Raw genomic sequence first — 23,311 nt, 5'->3', positions numbered from 1 at the left:
ATGAGTGGGACATTGATCACACAGAAACATCCTCGTTTCCTCCTCTCTCTCCCTTTTCAGGGGCCTTCACGTCAAGGATCAGGACCGAGATATCGTCATTCTGCTGCTGCTGTCTGGTCTTCTTCCAGATCTCCCGCTCGAGCAGAGCGATTCGGTCCTTCTCCCTGGCTTGATCCGCCTTCAACACTCGTCCTAACAGCTTCAGCCACTTTTCGGAGTCGGGTGCCTGTTTCCCCCGTCCAAGATTAATCAATCCATCCGTATACAAGAGCAAGGTGAAATCTTCTTCCACCTTCCATTCGTCCAGTTGATACTCTGCCGCAAGCGACAGACCCAGCCCCATTCCTCTGGCACAGGCGAGTTGTGTCTGCTTTGTGCCCGACAGGTAAAACGGGGCGGGATGACCGGCCCGGCTAATCCGCAGGACCATTTCCTGATGATCGAAAACCGCAATCAGCATCGTGATGTAGGAGCGAATTTCCGACAAGTCTTCATACAACAGGTGATTCAGCCTGACCAGCATCTCGTCAGGAGAAATACACATCTGCACCACAGCCCGAAAGGAATTGCGGATCCCCGTCGTCAGCAGGCTGGCAGGGATGCCGTGTCCCGAGATGTCGGCGATGAGAAAACAAGTGTAGCGCTCGTTTATGGAAAAGTAGTCTACGTAATCGCCGCCGATGTAAGCGGCGGGGATATAGACTGCCTTCGCTTGCACGTCTGGCAAAACCAGCCGATTTTTAGGGAGTAGGGAAAATTGAATGCGCGAAGCCAGCTCCATCTCCTGTTCCATCAGGCGAATTCCCAGGGACTGCTGCTCCTGCAGACAGCGCATGATCAGGCGGCTGACGTATATCGCCAGCAGCTGATAAAACGATCTGACTTCCTCCGTCGATTCGTCCGTCAGTGCTTCCACCGCCACATACCGGGGAGACAGCGGGGTGTCGCGCTCCTTGTCGACGATCAAGCGAACCAGCACGTAGCCCTCTTTATACCGCTCGGACTGTGCACCGCGTTCCGTCTGATAGTAAATTTCCCCTCGTTCGGATTGCAGGGAAACCCGCAGAAATCGCATACCGATCATCGTCATATACCAGACGTCGACGATCTGTTCGATTTTTTGATGCAGGTTTTCATAGCTGATCGGCTGCATGGTATGTTCATTGCTTTTCAGCAGCAGTTCCTCATAGCTTTGTTTTAACTTCAGCACCCGGGACAAATCTTCATTTTTTTTGCGAATTTGCGCCAAATTTGTCTCGAAGTGCCTTTCCAGATTACGGGTGAATTGAAACGACTGCTGCAAAGCTCCTTGCTTTTCGTAATGCAAAGTCAGCCACCTGAGCGTCAATAAGACAGCGTACAATCCTAATCCCCAATCCCGGATGGCGTCAGCCGGATAGACAAGCACGCCAAATACAGCTATCGCGGAATAGAAAAAGATCAATCCCTGATAGTGGCTGTAGACAAGGATCTGTTCATGAGTATGACGTGATACGTCGCATCCGCATTCCTGTCCCTGTGCAGGCTGTTTTTCCCATCCTGCACAGACGGCGACGAGACAGGCAGCACCGAGGAAAAACAGAAGCGGACCGGATAGCCAGGGTACCAGCGCCATGACCAGCCAAAACGCAATCGTCCCCGCTAATGGCAGCAGGCTGTACACTCGAAGCCTGTGTTCCCGGCTGACAAAAACCAGGGCGGCAATACCCGAACCGGCAAGGAACAACCGAGGAAGGACGTCATCGCCGAAAGCAAAGTGCAGAAGAATCAGCAAACCGACATCGCATGCGCTTTTCCAGCGATCAAAATAGGAGGGCGGCAGCAGCGGATACCTGCGGAAAGCCAGCAAGGCAAATGCACAGGCAAGGCAGTTCGCGAGAAAGGATACGATCGTGTGCGAGGAGGAGCTGTCCGGTGAAAAGAGTCCGCCAAGACCCCAGAAGAAAAAAGCTCCTCCCAGCAAAAATCCATAGCCATACCGGATGCTGCGTCCACCTGTCAAACGGGATGAAAGCAGAACGTAAAGTGAAACAAACAGGCTGAAGGCATACAACATTGTCTGCCAAACCACTACTTCAACCCCTTCCATACGGTCCCTTGGGGCTGCAGCGGATGGCTGCCCCGCTTCCAAGCGACACAACATCCTTTAATTTGACAAATTTAGTGGATATCCTTCTTTTTGAAACGTCCCCCTTTTACGTCGTGAATGTTTCCGATCGCCAGAAACGCATTGGGATCGGTATCCTCTACGATCGTTTTCAACTTCGCTTCCTCCAGGCGGGTGATGACGCAAAATACGACCTTCTTGTCATCTCCCGAGTATCCGCCTTCACCGTGAAGGTAGGTAACTCCCCGGCCGAGACGGGCCAGCAGCGTATCGCCGATCTCCTGAAATTTTTCGCTGATAATCCAGACAGACTTGGACTGATCGAGCCCCTCGATCGTGACGTCGATCATCTTATAGGCGATAAAATAGGCGATCAGCGAGTACATCGCGCTGTTCCACGAAAAGACAAAGCCGGCGCTGCCAAGGATGAACAGGTTTAAAAACATGACGATTTCGCCGACGGAAAACGGGGTCTTTTTGTTAAATAAGATCGCGATGATCTCCGTCCCGTCAAGCGAGCCGCCGTTGCGGATGACTAACCCGATGCCGATTCCCATAATGACTCCGCCAAACACCGCCGCCAAGAGGGGGTCCTCCGTAAAGGCGGTTACCGGGCCAAGCAGGTAGGTTCCTACCGACATGACCGCGACCCCGAACAGGGTGGATATTGCAAACGTTTTGCCGATCTGTTTATATCCAATGATCAGGAAAGGAAGGTTGATCACGAACAGGAAAATCCCCAATTGCATGTGCGTAAAGTGTGCCAAGATGATGGAGATGCCGGTAATCCCGCCGTCAATAATGTTGTTGGGAACCAGGAAAACCTCCAGGCTGACCGAGTACAAGATTGCGCCAATTACAATAAAAACGGCACGTCTGAAAATTGAGGCAATCGTATGCGGGTGATGTTTTTTTAAGTCTCTAATACCATTTTCTGACATTCCAAGAAACACTCCTCCTGCTCCAGATTACATAATACCATTATACCGTAATTTTCCGCCTAGCGCTAAACTTGAACTCTCTGCAGGGCATATTTCGCTTTAAGGTACCGGTATCCGTACGCGTGCATAAGCTGAAATGAGGTGATGACCGTGAATCAGCGTTGGAAGTTTAACCACCATTTGTACCGCATCAAGAACGTTTGCCGTCAGATTATCGTACCGCTGATCATCTTCCAATTCGTACGCACCATCATCTTTCCCACCACGTTTGACGTGATCATTCTCGGCCTGTTGGCGGCGGTTCATTTAGCCATTACCTTTGACTGGATATGAAGAGAACGTCAAAAAATCCCCCTTCCGTCTCTTGCAGCTGGATCGATGCCGCACGCCAGAGAAGGGGGATCTTACCTTCCAGTAACATCAAAAAGCTTGCTGCATCCACCGCTGCATCCGCATGTAGCGGTCCAGATCTTTTTCCAGGCGGCGGACGGCATACAGTTCTGACCAATCCCTCGCGCCCCTGTAATACAGTTCGAGGTCGCCCATGATCCGCTCGGGAAAAAAGAGGAAGACCTTGAGCAAGTTCACTTCCTCCGGCCGCCAGGGGAAAACTGACTGATACGCTGAAAATAGTTCAGACGCTGCCGCACCTTCTCCTCCCAAGTGAAAATACGCCCGGTAAAACGTGCTGACGTCACGAGCTGGGGTATCAAAAACAGCCCGGTCAAAATTGATGAACTGAACATTTCCGGAAGAGTCGAGCAGCGTGTGGGCCGGATATGGCGCACCGTGAACCAGGCTCAAGCGAAAGTGGGCATACGTGCGGTGCTGCTCCCCCCACCGGCGCAAGGAGGAGATCGCTGTGGCCGCAGTTTCCCTGAGATACCCCTGGTTCGCCAGGAAAACGGTGTCGAAGGGGGAAGGGTAGCTTCGAGCCCTGGCAATGGCGGCGTTCTTCTCCAACAGCCCGAGCCATTTTTCCCAGCGGGCCAGCAGGGAATCAACCAACGGTTCTACTTGACGGGGATCGTCAAAGCGATAATTCTGCGTCAAGTGGTGCAGCTCTGCTAAACGAACCAAGGCGGCCCTCCCCCAGACGGGGATTTGCTCTTCGCCAATCGCCGCAGATGGCCGCCACCCGGTAAGGTAGTAGTACTGTTCGTCTCGTTGGACGTAAGGTTCGTCGTACTTGGTGTAGGCAAGCGGAACAGCTCCGTCCCAACCGCGCTGCTGCAAGTTGCGCAGCAGCCCTGAAACAAACGACAAACGTCCCGGCGAAGCCGAGGTTCGCTTGACTACATAAGATCCGTACGGAGTCATCACTTTATATACATTGGGCGCCTTTAACACGTCGATCGTCTGGGCAAACATGTCGTATTCAGGAAACAACGGATAGATATCGTCAAATCGGCTCATACGACATGACCTCTTTGCGCGCCTTCCGCTCGCTGGGCAATGTGGGCAAGCAGTTCATCGACGAATTGCTGCCGGCGGATGGACTCGGCTATCTGGGCTGTGTCGCATTCCTCCAGCTGCCCTGCCGAAGCGGAATGGACATACTCTTGCAATGTCTGCCACAGCTCTTGCGGCGGAACCATGAACGCGAGCAGCAAGCGGTACTCGGAATGTGCAAGCGGCTTTACCGCCTCGTATCCGTCCAAAAAAGCGTCAATTCGGTCCCGTTCGGCACCGTCCCCGCAGAACAGCAAATCTCGCAAAAAATGCGCCGTATCCCGCTGCTGAACCGAGAGGGAGGGGCTGTAAAAGCCGCGCAGATAAATGCGCTCCTTGTTTAGACCGAGGTTCCCCCGATCCATAAATCGGTGTGACACAGCCAGTGACGTCACGTCGAACGCTTCCGGCGATAGCAGCCTGGTGCCGCGTTCCATCCTCTCCAACAGCGGTCTGAATTGGCTGGCAACCCATTTGTCTTCAGGCCGCCATAGCCGCGAACGGCTGGTAAAGGCATCGTAAAGGTTGCGAACCCGCTCTGTTTCCGCCGCAACCTGGGCCTGTTCCCGGTTTAACAGTTCTACCGCGGCCGGGGCAGATTGGCTGCTCTGCGCTAGATGCATGGAAGCGACCAATTGTCCGCTGAGATTCGCTTGCTCTACTGTCGGCGTCAGCGGGACCCAGGAGCGGACATGATCGGTTAAGGTGTATCCCTTTCTGCCTGATACGACATACGGTTTTGCATCGCGCGTCCGAATAAATCGTTCCACATCGCGAAATCCCTGCCTGGCAAGCTGCTCCCTCCACATAAATGACCAGCGCAGCACATCCACCCGCGGCCAAACCCGCAGTTCCTTCGGGCCGCGATTGGTTTCCAACAGATAGAAATCCTTCTGCGGCTGGATGCGGATCACCCGCATGCGGTATCGCTGGCAAATCCGGTTCAACTCTCTTTCATCCGTTAGCACTTGTCTTCACTCCCCCCTCATTGGGGAATGTATAGAACTTGCCCCTCTGTGATGCGGTCTGATTCGAGGCTGTTGGCCTCCATCAAACGGGAGATGGGCACGGAATAACGCTCGGAAATGGACTGCAGGGTCTCTTCTCGTTGAATGATGCACATCTTCAGCCGGCTGAACGGCTGCTCTTCTTCGCGGACGAACGAGCTGAGACTGCCGACCGCTGCCAATGTACTGCTTGCCGTCTCGCTGTCCTGCACGTCGGATTGGAAGACCTGTTCGGTCGCCTCGGGGGAAGGTGCAGACTGGCGTTTTGACTGGGTAAAGATCGAGGTCAAATTGAGCTCCTCTCCGCTCTCCCTGGCCGGTTTGCCGCTGATCGCAACCCGCAGTTCCGCCTCTTGCGGGGCGTCCGGCTGTGTCATGGTCTCTTCGGCACTCACTTCTTCGGTGCTCACTTCTTCCGCGTCCGCCTCCGCAATCACTGCCGCTTCGGCTGCCTCCTGCTGAACAGTTTCTTCCTCATTCATCTCCTGTACTGCAAACTCCGCTGCATTTTCTGCCAGGACCTCGATTGCCGGCTCCTCTTCACGAGCGGTTGTCGGCTCCGCCTCTGACTGATCACCCGACACATCATAGGCCAATTCCTCATCCGCATCGCCAACGGAGCCACCCGCTGCGGATGCAGTAGCTTGCGCTTCTCGACTAGCGCCTCCCTCCTGCTCTTCTGGCTCATCCGAATCCGCTTGAGAGTATCCGCCAAAAACAGGACGAATGTCGGAAGATTCAATCCTGTTCAACTTCTCCCAAACCGGCAGAAAAGGGGGCGGTGGTGGTTGGATCGGCTCCGTCTGCCACTCCTCGTGCGCCTCTACCGCCCGCTCCAACGCTTCCAGTTTCTCTTCAATTTCCTCCAGGGAAGAGGTTGGAACATCCTGCTCTCCCCGCTCGTCATCTTCGTTCGCGACATGGACAAACTCCCACTCTTCCTCGGCCGCTCTCGCAGCCTCCGGTTCAATCAAGGTGATTCCCGTAAGCTTTAATTCGGCTTCAATCTGAAGCTGATTGTTCGCTTTTAACTCGTAGTCCAATCCGTCCACAACCGCAAAAATTTCCCCGACTTCCGCAACGCGCGACAAAGGGATGGTAATATTGAGCGGAATTCTGTGGGTCAGCTCCTGTTCGGCGTCATAGAGAAACGGCAGCTCCGATCCGGTCTCCAGATGGAAGGGGGGAAATTTCATCGCTGTCAGCAAGGAGTCCCCTTCGTCCTCTGTTTCCTGGCCTTCCTTCGCCACCAGATACTTTCCCTGAAGATGCAGGCAGCCTGTAATGGAGATGTCCTGGGTATTCTCTATAATTTCCACATCAGGAAGCAGTTCCAATTCTTTTAACTCCCCGATGCCTGCTTTATCTGCTGAGAGGAAGATGGTCTCCTTAATGCGAAACGTCAACATGCCATCTTGTAACGACACACTTGCTCCTCCTTTCAGGTAAAAACTTTTCCCTATTACTATATGGACAGAAGGAAGTGTTTAGACCATTTGGATTCATCAGTCAAGCGTCTGCTGGCTAACATCCAAGCATTTTTAGCTGGGACGGATTATCTGGTTAAAAAATATAATTTTGTTAAGTGAAAGAGAAAATAGGTATCTAGTACTCACCATATCAGAAATGAAAATATATATTGCTGTTAGAGAGCTTGAACAAATAAACGAGCTGTCGACCCAATCACAACGAAGAAAGGAGAGAGACAGCCATGTGGTTCAGTTACAGATGGAAGGGCATAGTGAAAAACGCTGTAAGAGAAGTGTTGTTCTCAAGTGAGTTCGCCTCATTTCTTCGCGATGTAATCGAGCAGGCAAATGAACATCCGCTGCGGGCGGTAGTCAAGCAGTATGTATTTAAAAGTGTTGAAGTAACGACGACGGCAGGAACGCTGACAGGTACGGTGACAGGCGCTTTCGAAGACTATTTTCGCCTGCAAGAAACTGCCACTTCGTATCTTTTAATCCCGTATCGAAGTCTTTTGTCGATTCGGGCAAGCAAGTAGAAAGGAGAAAAGAATATGTTTGAAAACGCACTGCGAACCCATGTGGGAGAGCCCGTTGAAGTTATTACGCCGCTGGAGATGACTGCAGGAGTGTTGATGTCCGTATCAGAGGGATCTGTCACCGTGAGAACGCCCGGTGTCGGCTACGGAAACCCTAAGGATGTCGCCATTCCCACCAATTCTATCGCCTACGTCAGGCTTTTTACGTGAGATCAATGAACCGAGAGCAAACGGTATCCGTCATCATCCCTGCTCAAAATGAGGAAGAGACGATTTCCGCAGTGATTGCCGAAGCAAAAAAGCTCGATCCCCTCGAAGTGATCGTGGTCGTCAACGGAAGCAGGGATGCGACTGGGCAGATCGCCAAAGACACGGGCTGCTTCGTCATTGAGTATCCGCAAGCTCTGGGGAATGACGTCGGCAGAGCTGTTGGAGCGTACCATGCAAAAGGCGAAATCCTCCTCTTCCTGGACGGAGATATCCCGATTCCCGGCCAGCAGCTCCTGCCGTTTGTCACAGCGGTCCGGCAGGGAAGCCAGATTGCGCTAAACGATCTCAACTGGTCGGCCAGACTGCCGATTCGTCCGCACTACACGACGGTTAGTAAAATCGCCACTCATTATTTACTGAAGAAAATGACCCCTGATGTAAACTCATTGCTCGCGGTTCCGCATGCGCTCAGCAGGCGGGCGCTAGAGGCGATCGGCTGGCAGAACTTGGCCGATCCCGTGGTCGCGATGGCCGCGGCTCTCGAGCAAAACCTCTCCATCAGTGCCCCTGTTTCAATCGATGTAATCAATCGCAACAAAGTGCGCCCCGTTCACCTTTCAGCCGAAGAAGGCTCGCCTTTTCCTCGTACGACCAGCCGAATTCTCGGCGATCACCTGGCTGCGATCGATCGGGTGATGAAGACAGCCGGTCCTCGCGGCGGATTTACCGACGGCTGGCGCGACCGCCCATTTTTGGAGACGTATGTTCCTGCCCCGGGCAGCAGGCGGGTCAGACGAAGCGCGATTGTTCCCGTTGGCGAGGAAAGGGCGACGATCGCTGAAGTGGTCGCTTCCGTCAGAAACGTCGCAGATGAAATCATCGTCGTCGCCAATGGTGCGGATCGCGAGACGATCCACAAAGCGCTGGAAGCCGGCGCTACCGTGCTGCGGTTCGCGAAGCGTCTCGGCCACAACGTCGGCAGGGCCATTGGCGCCGCCCACAGCAGCGGCGAGGTACTGCTGTTCGTCGACGGTGATTTTGTCATACCGCCGCAGGATCTCATCCCCTTCGTGGAAGCGGCCGAACAGGGGACAGATATTGCATTAAACGATTTACAGAAGCTCCTGGACTTATTCCACCCCATCGATGCGGTCAGCAGCGTGAAGTATTTTCTCAACATGGCTGTTAAGCGGCCGGATCTATTGAACAATTCATTGACTGCCGTCCCACATGCGATCCATCGCCGAGTGATTGACCGGCTCGGCTACCGGATGCTGATGCTGCCTCCGTTGGCACAGGTAATGGCCATTCTGGCCGGGTACAGCATCGCAGCCGTCCACTATGTGGATGTCGTCGGGCCCAATCGCTTGCGCCCGGAGCACCAACGGCAAAACGGCAGGCTGCCTGCGTTCGACCGGATTTACGGAGACCACGTAGAGGCGCTGCACTACCTCCTGTCCAAAACTGACGCACGAGGCGGATTTCACGATGGAGGACGGGATCGGCAGCTGATTGAAACTTTACAAAGGAGGAATTAACTTGGGCAGTACTTCCGTCAATGTCGCGGTCGTCGGACTTGGTTTTGTCGGGCTGCCGCTTGCCGTGCATATGGCCCGGCGCAACTGCATCGTCCTCGGCATTGACATGGATTCTGATAAAATTGAAAAGCTCCATCTCGGCCACAGTTACATCCCTGACGTGCCGTCAGACCGTGTGAAAGAGGTGGTGCAAGCAAAACGCTTTTCCGCCGGACTGCCTTCCGGACAAGTGGGCAAAGCCGATTACGTTATCGTTGCCGTGCCCACGCCAATGGATGAGCAGAACAAGAAACCCGATCTTGAAGCGCTGGTTTCGGCTGCACAATATATCGCCCGGCACTTGCGGCGGGGTCAGACTGTGGTATTTGAGAGTTCCACCTATCCGGGAACGCTGGAGGAAGTGATCCTGCCGATTCTCGCTACGTCGGGCTTACAGGCGGGAAAGGATTTTTTCCTGGGGTATTCGCCGGAGAGGATCGATCCCGGAAACAGGCAGTTTGGTATCAGACAGATTCCGAAAGTCATCAGCGGACTCACACCCGCCTGCTGCAAGAAGGTGAAAGAGCTGTACGTCACGCTGTTCGATACCGTCGTCCCCGTCAGTTCGCCCAAAGTAGCCGAGATGTGCAAGCTGTTCGAGAACATCTATCGCTTCATCAACATTTCGCTCGTCAATGAAATGCTGATTATGTGCCGGAAGATGAACATCAGCTTCCGCGAGACGCTGCAAGCGGCCGCAACCAAGCCGTTCGGATTTACGCCGTTCAAACCGGGACCAGGCATCGGCGGACACTGTATCCCTGTCGACCCGCTTTACTTCCAATGGCGGGCCGCCCAGTTCGGATTGTCGAGCCGCATGATCGAAGCCGCCAAAACGGTCAACGAGCAAATGCCCAAGGAGATCGTCTCTCTGGTCACTGAGCTGTTGAAGCGGAAAGACGGTCCGAACAGCCAACCGTCTGTTCTTCTCCTCGGCGTCGCCTATAAAAAAGACGTGAGCGATCTTCGCGAATCACCTGCATTCGATATTTTTGCCCTGCTTCAGGAAGCGGGCATTCAGGTAGCCTACCACGATCCCCTCATCCCTGAAATGGAGCTGGCCGGACAGAAGTACACCTCCATTCCGCTTACAGCCGAACGGCTCAGAGCGGCGGATCTGGTCGTCGTCATTACGGATCACTCTTCCTTTCCTTGGGATTTTATCGGTCGGCACTCCCGGTTCATCCTGGATACGAGGGGAATTTATCCGGAATCCCACGAGAAGGTGGTTCGATGGGCATGAACCGGAAACGCTGTTTGGTGACCGGCGGTGCCGGATTTATCGGATCTCATCTCGCAGAGCATCTTTTGGAACTCGGCCATGAGGTGGTCGTCGTAGACAGTTTTTACGGAGAAGTCCCTTGCGATCGGCCCAAGGAGCAGGGACCAATACCATTGATCGGGGGAAGTACGACAGATAAACAGCTCATGGACGCGATTATCCCCGAGTTTGATGTCGTCTTTCACCTGGCGGCGATCTTGGGGGTGAAGACGACCATGACCCGGCCTGTCGAGATGATTGAATCCAATGTCGAAGGAACCCGCAACGTATTGAGAGCAGCGTACCGTTCCGGCTGCAAGGTCGTATTCGCATCCAGCTCAGAGGTCTACGGGAAGGGAGCACCTCCCTTTGCCGAAGAGAATGACAGGGTGTATGGCGCAACTGCCAAACTGCGCTGGAGCTACGCTGTTGCAAAAACTCTGGAGGAAACACTATGCCTGGGATACGGTGCCAAGGGGCTTCCCGTCACCATCCTGAGGTATTTTAACATATATGGGCCGCGGGCCAAGGAAGGCCCATATGCCGGGGTCATTCCCCGATTTATCCGCGCGTCCCTTGAGGGAGACGACATGCCGGTCTACGGAGACGGTACGCAAACGAGATGCTTTACGTATGTCGGCGACGCCGTCCGTGCGACCGCCAGTGCCATGGATCCCAAAGCCGATCAGGAAATTCTCAACGTCGGCTCCGCCCATCCGATCAGTATCGGCGCGCTGGCCGTTATGGTCAAACGCCTGACGGGGTCGCCATCGCAGATAGTCCATGTGCCGTTTGAGCAGGTGTATCCGTCCGGCTTTGAAGAGATTCCCAACCGGTTTCCGGATATGCGGAAGGCGAAGCGGCTACTCGGTTTTTCGGCTCGGATCGGCTTAGAAGAAGGCTTGGCCCAAACCATCGACTGGTACCGGGCGCAAGGAGGCGGAAAACGAAGTTGATCTCCGTCGTTGTTCCGGCCTGCAATGAAGCAGATGCCATCGCTGAAGTGATTTGCTCCATCAAACAACTGTGCCCTCATGAGATTATCATCGTCGCCAACGGCTGTACAGACGACACGGCAGAGATTGCCCGCCGCTCGGGCGGGTGTATCGTAATCGAAGAAGAGAAGCCGCTCGGAAACGACGTGGGGCGGGCTGTCGGCGCGGCAGCAGCCACCGGTGAAATCCTGCTCTTTGTCGATGCTGACTTTGTCATTCCTTCCAAAAGTTTGCAGTGTTTTCTGGAACCGATCCGGTACGGACACGCCGATGTGGTTCTAAATGATCTGGATGACCTCTTCACTGCCAACCGCCGGCCGCATTCTGCCACCGTCTGGCGCCAGGTGTTGAACGAACTGATCGGACGCCGCGATCTCAAGATCGATTCTCTGCTGTCAGTGCCCCATGCGATCACCAGAAAGGCCCTTCGAACGATAGGCGTAGAGACCCTGGCTGATCCGATCGTCGCCCATCTGCGGCTGGTCCAGGCGGGATTTCGCATCGCCCACCGCTATGCGATCGACGTCATCACCCCGAATCGGTTCCGCCCCAATGAGCACGGCCGGTATGATCATACCCTGCCGCGGGCCGAGAAGCGGATGGTAGGCGATCATCTGGCGGCGCTGGCGGAGTTTTTAACCGTACCGCGCGGAGGATTTTCCGACGGCAACAGGCAAAGGGACCTCATCCGGCAGATTAGCTCGGGCAGCCGGTCCATTCCGGTGGTATCGCCCGGGTGGGGCGTACAGTCATCCCTGTACGGCGGGCGGAGCCTGTCCGTGATCATCCCGGCGCAAAACGAAGCAGCCGCCATCGGAGAGGTCATCCTCCAAGCGCGAAAAATCGAACCGAAAGAAATCATCGTCGTGGTCAACGGCTCCGGCGATGAGACAGCACAGATTGCCGCCCGGCTCGGGGCAAAAACGATCCTGTTTGAAGAAGCCTTGGGCAATGACGTGGGCCGGGCCGTCGGCGCAAAGGCGGCTGTTGGCGATATATTGCTCTTCATCGACGGGGACTTCGCGATCCCTCCAGCCGATCTCTACCCGTTTGCCGCTTTTGTCGCCCAAGGTGTGGATGTCGCTTTGAACGACTTGAGCTACTACCTGGACCTGCGCTTCCCGCTGCATATCGTGACAGCCTGCAAATACGCGGTGAATCTGGCTCTGGATCGCCAGGATCTCGGGGCCGGCTCGATGATTGCCGTACCTCATGCGATGAGCCGCCGCGCCGTCCGGCAGATCGGCTGGGAGCTGCTGCTCACGCCCGTTGCGGCACAGGTCATGGCCGCCTTGGCCGGATTCTCTGTTCGCTGCGTTCATCGCGTCGAGGCGGATCGGCTCAACCGGATTCGTCCGGACCAGCACTTTGCAGCCGCAGGCTACCCCCCTGCCGTAGAGCGGATCCTTGGCGATCACCTGGAAGGACTGTATTGCCTGCTGCAGGCGAGAGGGCCAAGAGGCGGACTGTACGACGGCAATCGGGCCAGGAACAAACTGAAAGGGCTGACCTTGAAGTAGAAGATTTTCTGCTTCAGGGTTCAGCCCTTTTTTTCCTACGGTCTGCTGATTGCTTTTTCCATCGCCTTGTAGCTGGCGTCAATCGTCCGCTCAATATCCTCCTCTGTATGAGCGAGCGAGACAAACATTCCCTCAAACTGGGACGGCGGCAGCATGACGCCTTCTGCCAGCATGTTGTGGAAGTAAGCGGAGAACAGCTTTACATCAGACTTTTTCGCCGTTTCATAGTTGACCACCGGCGTATCGGTAAAGAAGAGACAGACCATCGATCCGACGCGGTTCACCGTATGGACGATCCCCAGTTTGCGGGCATTGTCGCCAAGCCCTTCTGCCAGGCGGGCAGAGCGCGCTTCCAGCTGTTCGTAAGCGCCGGGTTTGCCGAGCTCCTGCAGCGTAGCAAGTCCGGCTGCCATCGCCAAGGGATTTCCGGAAAGCGTTCCCGCTTGGTAGATCGGACCTGCCGGAGCGATCTGCTCCATGATCTCCCGTCTGCCGCCGTACGCACCGACCGGCAAGCCGCCGCCGATCACTTTTCCCATCGTCGTCAAGTCCGGCTTGATTCCGTACAGTTCCTGCGCTCCGCCGCGGGCGACGCGGAATCCGGTCATCACTTCGTCGAAGATCAGCAGCGCGCCGTAAGACTGGGTGATTTCCCTGAGTCCCGGCAAAAACTCCGGAAGCGGAGGAACGACGCCCATATTGCCGCCGACCGGTTCGACGATCACCGCAGCAATTTCTGCGCCGAACTGTTCAAATGCCAGCCGCACGCTGTCCAGATCGTTGTACGGCACCGTGATCGTGTTGACTGCCGTTGACTGCGGGACACCGGGGCTGTCCGGCAGCCCCAGCGTAGCCACGCCGGAACCGGCCTTGATCAAAAGACTGTCGGCGTGGCCGTGGTAGCAGCCCTCAAACTTCATGATTTTATCCCGTTTGGTGTATCCGCGGGCCAGCCGCAGCGCGCTCATCGTCGCCTCCGTACCGGAGTTGACCATGCGCACCACTTCGACCGACGGGACGATTTCACAGACCAGCTTCGCCATCTGTGTCTCCCGCTCCGTCGGCGCACCAAAACTGGTTCCAAGCACTGCCGCCTCTTGGATCGCAGCCAAAACACGCGGATGCGAGTGGCCGAGGATGAGCGGACCCCAGGAACCAATGTAATCGATATACGTATTTCCATCGACATCGGTCATCCTGGAGCCTTCCCCTTTTTGAATAAACACAGGGGTTCCGCCGACGCTGCCAAACGCCCGAACAGGGCTGTTGACTCCGCCTGGTATGTACTGCCTCGCTTCGTCAAAAAGCTGTTTCGAATTCTCTACATTGATATTCATCCTGACCACCTCTAAAAGTATGATCGATAATCCCTGCACTTCCCAATGTGGAAAAAAGCGCCTGTTTTTCCAAACAAGCGCTTTGCACTTCTCCCTTACAAACCGAGGCGCTCTGCCACTTCCGCTTCCCACTCGTAAATTTCCGGCGTGAAGTAAGAGACGCGGGTCTTTTTGTACTCCTTGGTCGAGTACAAGGTGATCCGATCGGTAATGCCTGTCTCGTCTTCGATCGCCTGCAGAATCGATTCGCACTCCTCCAGATCCCGTCCATGCACCATCGTAAAGATGTTGTACTTCCAATCCGGATAGGTCGGGCGCAGATAGCAGTGGCTGACAGCGCGGAACGATCCCATCTTCATGCCGATTTCGTCTGTTTTCTCAACCGGTACGTTCCAGACGCCCATTCCGTTTGCCCTGAATCCAGCTTTGCGGTGGTTCAGAACGGCAGAGAAGCGGCGCATTTTGCCGGAGTCAACCAGTTTTTGCGCGTGGGCAAACAGCTCGTCAGGCGTCATGTTGATGTTCTCGGCCCACGCGTCAAACGGCCGCTTGATGAACGGCAAGTCCTTCTGCAGTTCGAGGATGACGGCGATATCCTGATCGTTCACGGGAATCTGCATCGCCGCTTGGCGCATTTCCTCGCTGTAGGTGGGAGCCGCTTTGTCTGCTGCTGCCGCTTCCTTTTTCACATCAAGCTGGACGCCGATTTTAAACAGCTTCAAGGTGGGCAGGATGCGGATCGACTCCACTTCCGCCAGCTCGCCCAGGATGTCTACCGTCTTTTCCAAGCCGAATCGGCTGTTCGGAGGGACAGCGATCGTAAACCAGAGGTTATAGTCGTGGTTGCGTTTGTAGTTGTGGGTGATACCCGGATGTTGGTTGAACACCTTCGCCCGCTCATCAAGCTTCTCTGGTGTGATGCGGGCGGCAACCAGGCTGGATTTGTAACCGAGCGCCTTGGTGTCAAAGATCGCCGATGTCTGTCGGATCGTGTCGCCCTTCATCTTGTGCAGACGTTCGAGCAAAATGTCCTCCGTCGTGCCAATCTGTTCGGCGATCACCTTGAACGGCTGGGCGACGAGCGGAATCTCTTTTTGTACCACATCGAGAATCTCACGGTCCAACGCGTCCAATACTTCAACAGACATCTTATTTCCCTCCTTGCAGCCAACCGGCCACGTCTTTGGCGTGATACGTTATAATGATATCCGCTCCGGCCCGCTTAAATCCCGTCATCATTTCCATCACGATCTTCTCTTCGTCGATCCAGCCCTTTTCGGCCGCCGCTTTGACCATCGAGTACTCGCCGCTGACGTTGTAGACGACGAGCGGCAAATCAAAGCTTTCCTTCAGGCGGTGCACCATGTCGAGGTAAGCGAGCCCCGGTTTTACCATCAGGAAGTCGGCCCCCTCCATGACGTCAGACGCCGCCTCGCGCAGCCCTTCGCGGGCATTGCCCGGATCCATCTGATACGTCTTGCGGTCCCCCGACTTCGGCGACGAATGAGCAGCATCGCGGAATGGACCATAGAACGAGGAAGCGTACTTCACAGCGTACGACATGATCGGAACATGAACCAATCCGGCCTCATCCAGCGCTTCGCGGATCGCTGCCACGAAGCCGTCCATCATGTTGGACGGAGCGATGATATCGGCACCGGCCTTGGCCTGGGAGACAGCCGTCTTCGCGAGCAAGGTCAAGGATTCGTCGTTGTCGATCTGTCCGTCGTCAGTCAGCACGCCGCAGTGGCCGTGATCGGTAAACTGGCACAAACAGTTGTCGGCGGCAATGATCATATCCGGATGGTCGGCCTTGATCTGGCGAATCGCCCGCTGCACGATTCCCGTGTCAGCGTACGCCTCCGACCCGCAGGCGTCTTTGTGGTTCGGGACGCCAAACAGCATCACAGACGGAATCCCAAGAGCGGCCACCTCCGCCATTTCCTCTTTTAGCCGATCCAACGAGAAGTGGAAGACTCCCGGCATTGACGGAATCTCTTCCTTGATGTTCTCCCCTTCGACGACGAATAGCGGATACATCAAATCCTCTGTCCGTACGTAGTGCTCGCGGACGAGGCTGCGCATTCCCTGACTGGTGCGCAGCCGGCGGTGACGATCAAACTGTATAGCCATATTCTCTCCCCCCAAACGGTTATCAGGTTGTTTATTCTCCATTTTGCAGGACAGCGTCAAGCAGTCCCTGAATCGTGTATTCCTTGGCGACGACGTGAACGGGCAGACCCAAATCTTTTGCCGTCCCCGCCGTTATCGGGCCGATGCAGGCGATTTGAACCCCTTCAAGCAAGCGGGTCAAGTCGTGTCCGGCCATCGCCTTCACAAAGTTTTTCACAGTGGACGAACTGGCGAAAGTGATCAGCTGGATCGCCTTTTTTTCCAGCAATTGCGCCATTTCCGCTGCATTCTCCGCATCTATCACTGTATCATAAGTATCGGCTTCCGTCACTTCCAGCCCCAGCTTGCGCAGCTCGCGCGGCAGCGTCTTCCGGGCGATGTCTGCGCGCGGCAGGAGCACCTTTTCGCCGGGATTCAATTGGCCTTCAAGACTCTCCAGCAGTCCTTCAGCGGTAAAGTCGCCCGGCAGCACGGCGACTGTCAGCCCCCGCTCGCGGAGCGCTTCCGCCGTCTTGGGACCGACTGCCGCCACTTTTCCCGAAAGCGTGCGAATGTCAATGCCCAGCTCGCGCATCCTTTGGAAGAAAAAGGATACCCCGTTCACGCTGGTAAACATCACCCAGTCGTACGATCCCAGGTTGGACAGCGCCTCGTCAAGCGGCCTGCTCTCTTTGGGCGGCACCATTTTGATCAGCGGAAACTCGTACGCCTCTCCGCCCAACTCGACGATCTTTTCGCTCAATTCACTCGCTTGGCTGCGGGCGCGCGTCACCAACACGCGCTTGCCGAACAGCGGTTTTTTCTCAAACCACTGCAGCTTGTCTCGCAAGCGGACGACCTCGCCGACGATGATGATCGCCGGATTCGTCAGCCCGACCGCTTCACGCTTCTCGACAATGTCCTCCAAGGTGCCGACCAGCGTCTCCTGATCGACAGTCGTGCCCCAGCGGATCAGGGCGACAGGGGTCTTCGGCGAGCGTCCGTACTTGATCAATTGCTCGCAGATGAACGGCAGGTTGGCAACGCCCATGTAAAAAATAATCGTCTCGACGGCAGTAGACAATTTTTCCCAATTGATGCTCGACGCCGTCTTCTCCGGCCGTTCATGGCCGGTGACGAAGGCGAAAGCGGAATTGAAATTGCGGTGAGTGACGGGAATCCCCGCGTATGCCGGGACGGCGATGCCGGAAGTAATCCCCGGCACGATCTCAAAGGGGATATCGTGTTTGGCCAGTTCTTCCGCCTCTTCGCCGACACGGCCAAAGACGGACGGGTCGCCCCCTTTTAGCCGTGTCACCACTTTTCCTTCCTGTGCTTTCTCGACCAGCAACTGGTTGATCTCTTCCTGTGTCAAAGTGTGCCGGTCGGGAAGCTTGCCGCAGTAGATCAGTTCAGCGGCCGGCTTGGCATGGGAGAGCAGCTGCGAACTGGCCAACCGGTCGTAAACGATACAGTCAGCGAGCCGAATTGCTTCCAATCCGCGCACCGTGATCAACTTGGGATCACCGGGACCCGCTCCGACCAAAAAGACTTTGCTTCTGCTCATTGCTGATTCTCCTCCGTCACCTTTGCCAGCACGTCGCCAGCACCGCTTGCCAGCAACCGCTCGGCAACTTGCAATCCCAATGCCGCCGGGTCGCTGCCGACCAGCGTCTCTTTGTATACCTCCTTGCCCGAGGGATCGGCCACCAAGCCGGTCAAGCGGATCAGCGGCCCGCCGCCTTCGGCATGACCCTCCTCCACTGTTGCGTACCCGCCGATCGGCACCTGGCAGCTGCCCTGCAGTTTGTACAGCAGCGTTCGCTCCGCCGTCACTGCCAGCCGGGTGGGCGCGTGATCGAAGTGGGACAAGAGCGCCAGCATCTCTTCGTCGTCCTCGCGGCATTCAATGGCAAGGGCCCCTTGGCCCACGGCGGGTAGACTGATCTCGACCGGGAGGAACTGATCGACCGTCCCCTCCCAGTTGACCCGCTCCAGTCCGGCTGCTGCCAGTACGATCGCGTCAAAATGGCCTTCCCGCAGTTTTCGCATGCGGGTGTCGATGTTGCCGCGAATCGGCTCGATTCGAAGATCCGGACGGTAAGCGAGCAGTTGGGCGGCCCGCCGCAAACTGCTTGTCCCGACCAGCGCCCCCTGCGGCAATTCGCCCAGCGTTTTGCCTTCCTTGGACAGAAGCACATCCCTGGGGTCGACACGCTTCGGAACGGCCCCGATCACAAGTCCGGGAGGCAGTTCCGACGGCATGTCTTTCATGCTGTGGACAGCCATGTCGGTTTTCTTGTCCAGCAGCGACTGTTCGATTTCCTTGACGAACAGCCCTTTGCCGCCTACCTTGGACAACGTGACGTCCAGGATGACGTCCCCTTTGGTCACGATCTCATGTATCTCAAAAGAATCGCTTGGCGCAAGCTTCCTCAGCTGATCGATCACCCAGTTGGTCTGGGTCAAGGCCAGCATGCTTTTACGCGAACCTACTTTCCACTGTCTCATCGTTGCCTCCCTGCGCCCCGCCCGTCTTGCATCGCTCGAGCAAGGCTTCTGCCATCTGATTTTGTTGTTCCTTGGACGCGTGTAAAAACGCGTCGTCAAGCAGCTGTTGAAAAAGCTGTCTTCTCTTCTCGGGATTCTCCACCTCGGCGAGCACCCGCCGTCTCATCTGTGCGAGAAAGTCGAGATACTGTTCGTACTCCGGGCCAAACTCCTGCTCGATCTTCTGTTTGATCTTTCTGGCCAGAGCGGGACTGGCTCCCGATGTAGAAACGGAGATGACCAGCTTCCCGCGATGCACCGAAGACGGGACGATAAAATTACACAAGTCGGGACGATCGACGATGTTAATCCAGCCCCGGTTGGCCGCCACTGCCTGGTAGACGGCAAAATTCACCTCCGGTTGATCGGTCGCCGCCACAACCAGGTCATAGCCGCTCACATCCTGGCCGCCAAAAGGCTCCTTTCGCCAATGTACCTGACCGCATGCAACCATCTCTGCAAGATCGGGATGCAGTTCCGGCGAGATCAGCGTGACAATCGCGCCAGCTGCAGCCAGTGAAGCTGCTTTGCGAAGGGCAACTCCACCGCCGCCGACCACCAGGCAGTCACGCCCCGTCAGATCGATCATCAAAGGATACTGTTTTTTCATCGCTGTCACCTCTTTTTTACATCCAGCGGTGGAAGTTGGAAATGACATCAGTAAAAACAAAATTTAAGAGTAGAATAACAAATGCGACGAGATTTCCCCAAGCCAGTTTGCGTCCCAGCCAGTCCTCGGTAAACCGTTTGTACAGCAAAATGGAGTAAGCAAGCAGTACCAAAAGCGACATCCAAACTTTTGCGTCCGTCCAGAACCCCCCGGTTTCCACCAACTGGGCCCAAATCGCCCCCAGCAGCAGCGACATCAAGAGGAGCGGAACTCCGACCATATTGGTCCAGTACGAGAAGAGCTCCAGCTTATCCAAACTGGGCAGCCGCCGCAAGAGAGGCGTCCAGCGCTTCTGCTTGAGCAGCTTGTTTTGCAGGAGGTACAGCACCGACAGAATCATCGACAGCGCGAAAGCGGCATAGCTGAACATAGCCAGCGTAACGTGGATAAACAGCAGCTCGGATATCACTTTGGAGTGGGCAGCGCTTGACGTTTCCGGAAAGAACATGGAAGCCGTCAAGACGACAAAGCCAATCACGTTGAGAAAAAATATCAGCAAATCGATGCGGAAAAAGTAATTGATTGCCAAGGAAACCGTTACCAGTATCCACGAATAAAAAAAGAGCGTCTCAAATAGGGTCAGCACCGGAAAGTAAGGTTTCGCCGCCATTTGCGAAACGAAGAACACGGTTTGCAGCGCCCAAACGACAGCAAGCAACCCGAAAGCGATACGGTTCGCTTTCCGGTTGCTCAGCAAGAAGTCGTTAAAGTAGAAGAGAACGCTCGCTGCGTAGAGAAAGATCGTCAGATCGTAGATCCATCTCGCTTCCGCCATCGCACCCTCCCCCTTGTATCACCTAAAACTGTTTGCCCGTTTGGGTCGCCAACCCATGTTCAGGCCCTGCAGCCTGTTTCTTTCTCTCTTCCCATGCCGCCTCTTGTTCACGGCGTTCCATGATCTCTTCCAGAGCAAAAATCGAGGAGAAAATCTCAAAGACCTCGTCTGCGCGTTTTTGCACCGCCAGTTCCTTCAGGCGAACCATCGGCGAATGCAGCAGTTGGTTGATGATGCCGCGAGTGTGTTTGCGAATGATGTGAAGCTCCTGCTCGGTCAAGTCGGGAAGCTTATTCTCGATTTTGCGCATCGCATCGCTGTGAATGTCCAACGCCTTCTCGCGCAGCGCCGAGATCAGCGGCACCACGCCCAGCGTCTGGAACCAGCTCTTGAAGGCGACCATTTCCTCGCCGATCATCGCTTCAATCCGCACCGCCTCCTTGGACCGCTCCTCCAGGTTGCTGGCGACAATGCCTTCCAGATCGTCGATGTCGTAGAGGAAAACGTTGTCCAGCTCGTGCAGTCCCGGATCCAAGTCACGCGGCACGGCGATGTCGATCATAAACAGCGGGCGCTGCTTTCGCTGCTTCATGATCGGCTTCAACTGCTCCTTGGTCACGACGTAGCCGCTGGCTCCGGTAGAGCTGATCACAATATCGGCCGACTGCAGCAAGTCGGGCAGTTGATCCAGCCCGCATGCCTGTCCGTGGAATTTCTCCGCCAGCTGGGCAGCCCGCTCCAGTGTCCGGTTGGCGACACGGACGCGAGACACGCCGTTGCTGTGCAGGTGTTTGGCCGCCAGCTCGCTCATCTTGCCGGCCCCAATAATCAGGACTTCCTTGCCCTGGAAGGATCCGAAGATCTTTTTGCCCAGTTCGATTGCGGCGTAGCTGACAGATACCGCGTTTTGGCCGATCTCCGTTTCGGTGTGAGCCCGCTTGGCCAGGGTGACGGCCTGTTTGAACAGCGTGTTGAACACGGTCCCGGTCGTGCCGTTCTGCTGGGCCAGAAGAAAAGCGTCGCGCACCTGCCCCAAAATCTGCGTCTCGCCCATCACCATGGAGTCAAGTCCGCAGGTGACCCGGAACAGATGCTCTATCGCTTCATCGTTTTCCTTTATATACAAATGCGGCTGGATTGCTTCTTTGTCGACGCCAAACCATTCCGCCAAAAAATTGCGCGTGTAAAAACGGCCTGTGTGCAGCTGATCGCAGATAACGTAGATTTCCGTGCGGTTACAGGTACCGAGGATGACACTTTCCACAACGCTTTTTGTCTGGGAGAGGAGATGCAAAGCCCTTGGGGTGCTGTCGTCATTGAACGTGAACTTTTCCCTGATTTCAACAGGTGCCGTTTTATAATTAAGGCCTAAGAGCAGAATTTCCATAGCTTCCTCCCAGATTTCCATGCGTTTTCTTCTCGTAAAATGCACTCTTATTATAACATTATGTCCCGAGAAGGCCACTTTCAAATGTGAAAAGTTTATTAAGCTTGCAGATTGGGGATTGTCAAGCCCGGCAGTTCGAACCCGGCACCACAAAAAAGGGAGTAACCATTCTGGCAAAAAAGTGATAAAATGGCTCTATTAACTGTGGAACATGGGGTGCAAAACGTTGAAAAATTCAATCCTTGCCGATATGATTCTGGGGCTGGTCGTACTTGTTTGGGGTGCGACTTTTGTGGTCGTGCAAAACGCCATCGGACTTTTGCCCCCCAATACCTTTAACGCTGTTCGCTTTTTGGTTGCCTCCATTTTTTTAATCGTTATCATGAGTTTGTTTTTCCGCAATGCCTGGTCGACCATCTCGTGGCGGCTTGTCGGAGCAGGCGCCTTTCTCGGCGTTTGGCTGTTCGGCGGCTACGCATTTCAAACCGTCGGCCTGCTCTATACGACTCCGTCAAAGGCCGGATTTATCACGGGATTGTCGGTTGTGCTCGTCCCGCTGCTGGCCTTCCTGCTGTTAAAGCAGAAGGTAAAGCTGCCGGCAGTGTTTGGCGTGGTGCTGGCGGCGTGCGGTTTGTACTTCTTGACGCTCAGCGACTCGCTGACGATCAACCTGGGGGATCTGCTGGTCTTCGGCTGTACGATCTGTTTTGCCCTGCAGATCGTCTTCACCGGCAAGTACGCCCCGCACTATTCGGCGTTTCTGCTGGCAATTGTGCAGCTTTTGACAGTTTCCGCGCTCAGTTTCGTGTACGCTTTCTGCTTTGAAGACTGGCATCTGGCCTTTGACATCGGCACGCTGGCGAAACCGGAAGTAGCCTGGGGCTTGTTCGTCACCGCCATACCTGGTACGGCCTTGGCCTTTTTGGCGCAGACGACGCTGCAAAAGAAGACGTCTCCGACCCGCGTGGCGCTGATCTATTCCTTGGAGCCGGTGTTCGCTGCAATCACCTCTTATCTGTGGATCAACGAAATTCTTACGACGACGCAATTGGTGGGCTGCGCTTTAATCCTCAGCGGGATGATCCTGGCGGAGCTGCCGATCAACGCTTGGGTCAGGCAATGGAGAGGGCAGCGGCCGGGGCGGCCGGAAAAGCGGTCGGCATAGTTGTGGTTGAAATGTGAAAACGCGGGGTGCAGTTCAGTTTTGCACCTCGCGTTTTTTGTTTTTGGCTTATGGTAAACATAGGCCGTGAGACCGAGAAAAATGGGCTCGCTTCGTTCGTGGCACGCCAGCGGGGGAGCTGGACTGGCCGTCTCCACTTCACAAAACGGCACGTCGACCAAAAATGACTGGGAGTAACTCAACGTAGCATTTGGTCGACAAGCGTGTGCCGTTTTTTTCCGT

Annotated in this window: 21 protein-coding genes; 8 read left to right on the top strand and 13 right to left on the bottom strand. The window is 55.3% G+C overall.

The features are described 5' to 3' along the window. Nucleotides 1-16: 16 nt before the first annotated feature. Both ACI7RC_RS09615 and ACI7RC_RS09610 read right to left on the bottom strand, forming a co-directional pair. Complete coding sequence (locus ACI7RC_RS09615; protein ID WP_408108026.1) at nt 17-2,071, bottom strand: PP2C family protein-serine/threonine phosphatase; 2,055 nt, start codon at nt 2,069-2,071, stop codon at nt 17-19. 89 nt (nt 2,072-2,160) lie between these two features. Then, nucleotides 2,161-3,048 carry a YitT family protein gene (locus ACI7RC_RS09610; protein ID WP_408108025.1) on the bottom strand — a complete coding sequence of 296 codons (888 nt, stop codon included), beginning with the start codon at nt 3,046-3,048 and terminating at the stop codon, nt 2,161-2,163. Between the two features lie 150 nt (nt 3,049-3,198). Here ACI7RC_RS09610 and ACI7RC_RS09605 point away from each other — a divergent pair, with 150 nt between their 5' ends. Beyond that, nucleotides 3,199-3,381, top strand: coding sequence for a hypothetical protein (locus ACI7RC_RS09605; RefSeq protein WP_408108024.1), 183 nt, complete (start codon nt 3,199-3,201; stop codon nt 3,379-3,381). Nucleotides 3,382-3,468: 87 nt separating this feature from the next. On the opposite strand, the gene ACI7RC_RS09600 is transcribed toward ACI7RC_RS09605, so the two are convergent. The 3 genes from ACI7RC_RS09600 to ACI7RC_RS09590 are packed head-to-tail and all read right to left on the bottom strand — an operon-like array spanning nt 3,469 to nt 6,934. Next, on the bottom strand, nt 3,469-4,464 hold the full coding sequence (locus ACI7RC_RS09600; protein ID WP_408108023.1) for a hypothetical protein: 996 nt from the start codon (nt 4,462-4,464) through the stop codon (nt 3,469-3,471). Beyond that, entirely contained in the window at nt 4,461-5,468 is a 1,008-nt protein-coding gene (locus ACI7RC_RS09595) for a phosphotransferase (RefSeq protein WP_408108022.1), read from the bottom strand. Before ACI7RC_RS09595 ends, ACI7RC_RS09600 begins: the two co-directional genes overlap by 4 nt. A 17-nt stretch (nt 5,469-5,485) precedes the next feature. Continuing rightward, the gene (locus ACI7RC_RS09590; RefSeq protein ID WP_408108021.1) at nt 5,486-6,934 is read right to left on the bottom strand and encodes a LysM peptidoglycan-binding domain-containing protein; all 1,449 of its coding nucleotides are present in this window, start codon (nt 6,932-6,934) and stop codon (nt 5,486-5,488) included. Between the two features lie 284 nt (nt 6,935-7,218). Here ACI7RC_RS09590 and ACI7RC_RS09585 point away from each other — a divergent pair, with 284 nt between their 5' ends. From ACI7RC_RS09585 to ACI7RC_RS09560, 6 genes are read left to right on the top strand one after another with little or no spacing between them, the layout of a single operon-like run. Further along, nucleotides 7,219-7,512 carry a hypothetical protein gene (locus ACI7RC_RS09585; RefSeq protein ID WP_408108020.1) on the top strand — a complete coding sequence of 98 codons (294 nt, stop codon included), beginning with the start codon at nt 7,219-7,221 and terminating at the stop codon, nt 7,510-7,512. Nucleotides 7,513-7,527: 15 nt separating this feature from the next. Then, nucleotides 7,528-7,722: a hypothetical protein gene (locus tag ACI7RC_RS09580; protein WP_408108019.1), complete on the top strand. Its 195-nt coding sequence runs from the start codon at nt 7,528-7,530 to the stop codon at nt 7,720-7,722. Between the two features lie 5 nt (nt 7,723-7,727). Then, a complete protein-coding gene (locus tag ACI7RC_RS09575) occupies nt 7,728-9,260 on the top strand; it encodes a glycosyltransferase (protein WP_408108018.1) in 1,533 nt (510 codons plus the stop codon). Between the two features lies 1 nt (nt 9,261). Further along, nucleotides 9,262-10,542 carry a nucleotide sugar dehydrogenase gene (locus ACI7RC_RS09570; protein ID WP_408108017.1) on the top strand — a complete coding sequence of 427 codons (1,281 nt, stop codon included), beginning with the start codon at nt 9,262-9,264 and terminating at the stop codon, nt 10,540-10,542. Continuing rightward, nucleotides 10,539-11,516, top strand: a complete 978-nt coding sequence (locus ACI7RC_RS09565; protein WP_408108016.1) for an NAD-dependent epimerase/dehydratase family protein — start codon at nt 10,539-10,541, stop codon at nt 11,514-11,516. The genes ACI7RC_RS09570 and ACI7RC_RS09565 overlap by 4 nt, the downstream gene beginning before the upstream one ends. Then, nucleotides 11,513-13,075 (top strand): glycosyltransferase family 2 protein, encoded by a 1,563-nt coding sequence (locus tag ACI7RC_RS09560; protein ID WP_408108015.1) that lies wholly within the window; start codon nt 11,513-11,515, stop codon nt 13,073-13,075. Before ACI7RC_RS09565 ends, ACI7RC_RS09560 begins: the two co-directional genes overlap by 4 nt. A 35-nt stretch (nt 13,076-13,110) precedes the next feature. On the opposite strand, the gene hemL is transcribed toward ACI7RC_RS09560, so the two are convergent. The 8 genes from hemL to hemA all read right to left on the bottom strand — a co-directional run bounded on the left by hemL (nt 13,111) and on the right by hemA (nt 21,906). Next, the gene (gene hemL, locus ACI7RC_RS09555) at nt 13,111-14,412 is read right to left on the bottom strand and encodes a glutamate-1-semialdehyde 2,1-aminomutase (protein ID WP_408108014.1); all 1,302 of its coding nucleotides are present in this window, start codon (nt 14,410-14,412) and stop codon (nt 13,111-13,113) included. A gap of 95 nt (nt 14,413-14,507) precedes the next feature. Beyond that, nucleotides 14,508-15,560, bottom strand: a complete 1,053-nt coding sequence (gene ahbA, locus ACI7RC_RS09550) for a siroheme decarboxylase subunit alpha (protein WP_408108013.1) — start codon at nt 15,558-15,560, stop codon at nt 14,508-14,510. 1 nt (nt 15,561) lies between these two features. Further along, a complete protein-coding gene (gene hemB / locus ACI7RC_RS09545; RefSeq protein ID WP_408108012.1) occupies nt 15,562-16,545 on the bottom strand; it encodes a porphobilinogen synthase in 984 nt (327 codons plus the stop codon). 31 nt (nt 16,546-16,576) lie between these two features. After that, a complete protein-coding gene (gene cobA, locus ACI7RC_RS09540; RefSeq protein WP_408108011.1) occupies nt 16,577-18,091 on the bottom strand; it encodes a uroporphyrinogen-III C-methyltransferase in 1,515 nt (504 codons plus the stop codon). Continuing rightward, a complete protein-coding gene (gene hemC, locus ACI7RC_RS09535; protein ID WP_408108010.1) occupies nt 18,088-19,035 on the bottom strand; it encodes a hydroxymethylbilane synthase in 948 nt (315 codons plus the stop codon). The genes cobA and hemC overlap by 4 nt, the downstream gene beginning before the upstream one ends. After that, the gene (locus ACI7RC_RS09530; protein WP_408108009.1) at nt 19,007-19,684 is read right to left on the bottom strand and encodes a precorrin-2 dehydrogenase/sirohydrochlorin ferrochelatase family protein; all 678 of its coding nucleotides are present in this window, start codon (nt 19,682-19,684) and stop codon (nt 19,007-19,009) included. The genes hemC and ACI7RC_RS09530 overlap by 29 nt, the downstream gene beginning before the upstream one ends. 16 nt (nt 19,685-19,700) lie before the next feature. Further along, a complete protein-coding gene (locus ACI7RC_RS09525) occupies nt 19,701-20,519 on the bottom strand; it encodes a cytochrome C assembly family protein (protein WP_408108008.1) in 819 nt (272 codons plus the stop codon). Between the two features lie 22 nt (nt 20,520-20,541). Next, nucleotides 20,542-21,906, bottom strand: coding sequence for a glutamyl-tRNA reductase (gene hemA / locus ACI7RC_RS09520; protein WP_408108007.1), 1,365 nt, complete (start codon nt 21,904-21,906; stop codon nt 20,542-20,544). A 226-nt stretch (nt 21,907-22,132) separates the two neighbouring features. On the opposite strand from hemA, the gene ACI7RC_RS09515 reads away from it, so the two are divergent. Continuing rightward, nucleotides 22,133-23,071, top strand: coding sequence for a DMT family transporter (locus tag ACI7RC_RS09515; protein ID WP_408108006.1), 939 nt, complete (start codon nt 22,133-22,135; stop codon nt 23,069-23,071). Nucleotides 23,072-23,311 lie beyond the last annotated feature (240 nt).

Source organism: Brevibacillus sp. B_LB10_24 (genome assembly GCF_046036945.1).
GTDB lineage: Bacteria > Bacillota > Bacilli > Brevibacillales > Brevibacillaceae > Brevibacillus_C.
The sequence above is the reverse complement of the archived record's forward strand: the minus strand, read 5'-3'. Positions and strand labels throughout refer to the sequence as shown.

Excerpts from the sequence above, each read along its gene's own strand:
- ACI7RC_RS09610 (WP_408108025.1), bottom strand. The coding sequence starts at position 3,048 with ATGTCAGAAAATGGTATTAGAGACTTAAAAAAACATCACCCGCATACG.
- ACI7RC_RS09600 (WP_408108023.1), bottom strand. The coding sequence starts at position 4,464 with ATGAGCCGATTTGACGATATCTATCCGTTGTTTCCTGAATACGACATG.
- ACI7RC_RS09585 (WP_408108020.1), top strand. The coding sequence starts at position 7,219 with ATGTGGTTCAGTTACAGATGGAAGGGCATAGTGAAAAACGCTGTAAGA.
- ACI7RC_RS09580 (WP_408108019.1), top strand. The coding sequence starts at position 7,528 with ATGTTTGAAAACGCACTGCGAACCCATGTGGGAGAGCCCGTTGAAGTT.
- ACI7RC_RS09575 (WP_408108018.1), top strand. The coding sequence starts at position 7,728 with ATGAACCGAGAGCAAACGGTATCCGTCATCATCCCTGCTCAAAATGAG.
- ACI7RC_RS09565 (WP_408108016.1), top strand. The coding sequence starts at position 10,539 with ATGAACCGGAAACGCTGTTTGGTGACCGGCGGTGCCGGATTTATCGGA.
- hemL (WP_408108014.1), bottom strand. The coding sequence starts at position 14,412 with ATGAATATCAATGTAGAGAATTCGAAACAGCTTTTTGACGAAGCGAGG.
- ahbA (WP_408108013.1), bottom strand. The coding sequence starts at position 15,560 with ATGTCTGTTGAAGTATTGGACGCGTTGGACCGTGAGATTCTCGATGTG.
- hemB (WP_408108012.1), bottom strand. The coding sequence starts at position 16,545 with ATGGCTATACAGTTTGATCGTCACCGCCGGCTGCGCACCAGTCAGGGA.
- cobA (WP_408108011.1), bottom strand. The coding sequence starts at position 18,091 with ATGAGCAGAAGCAAAGTCTTTTTGGTCGGAGCGGGTCCCGGTGATCCC.
- hemC (WP_408108010.1), bottom strand. The coding sequence starts at position 19,035 with ATGAGACAGTGGAAAGTAGGTTCGCGTAAAAGCATGCTGGCCTTGACC.
- ACI7RC_RS09530 (WP_408108009.1), bottom strand. The coding sequence starts at position 19,684 with ATGAAAAAACAGTATCCTTTGATGATCGATCTGACGGGGCGTGACTGC.
- ACI7RC_RS09525 (WP_408108008.1), bottom strand. The coding sequence starts at position 20,519 with ATGGCGGAAGCGAGATGGATCTACGATCTGACGATCTTTCTCTACGCA.
- hemA (WP_408108007.1), bottom strand. The coding sequence starts at position 21,906 with ATGGAAATTCTGCTCTTAGGCCTTAATTATAAAACGGCACCTGTTGAA.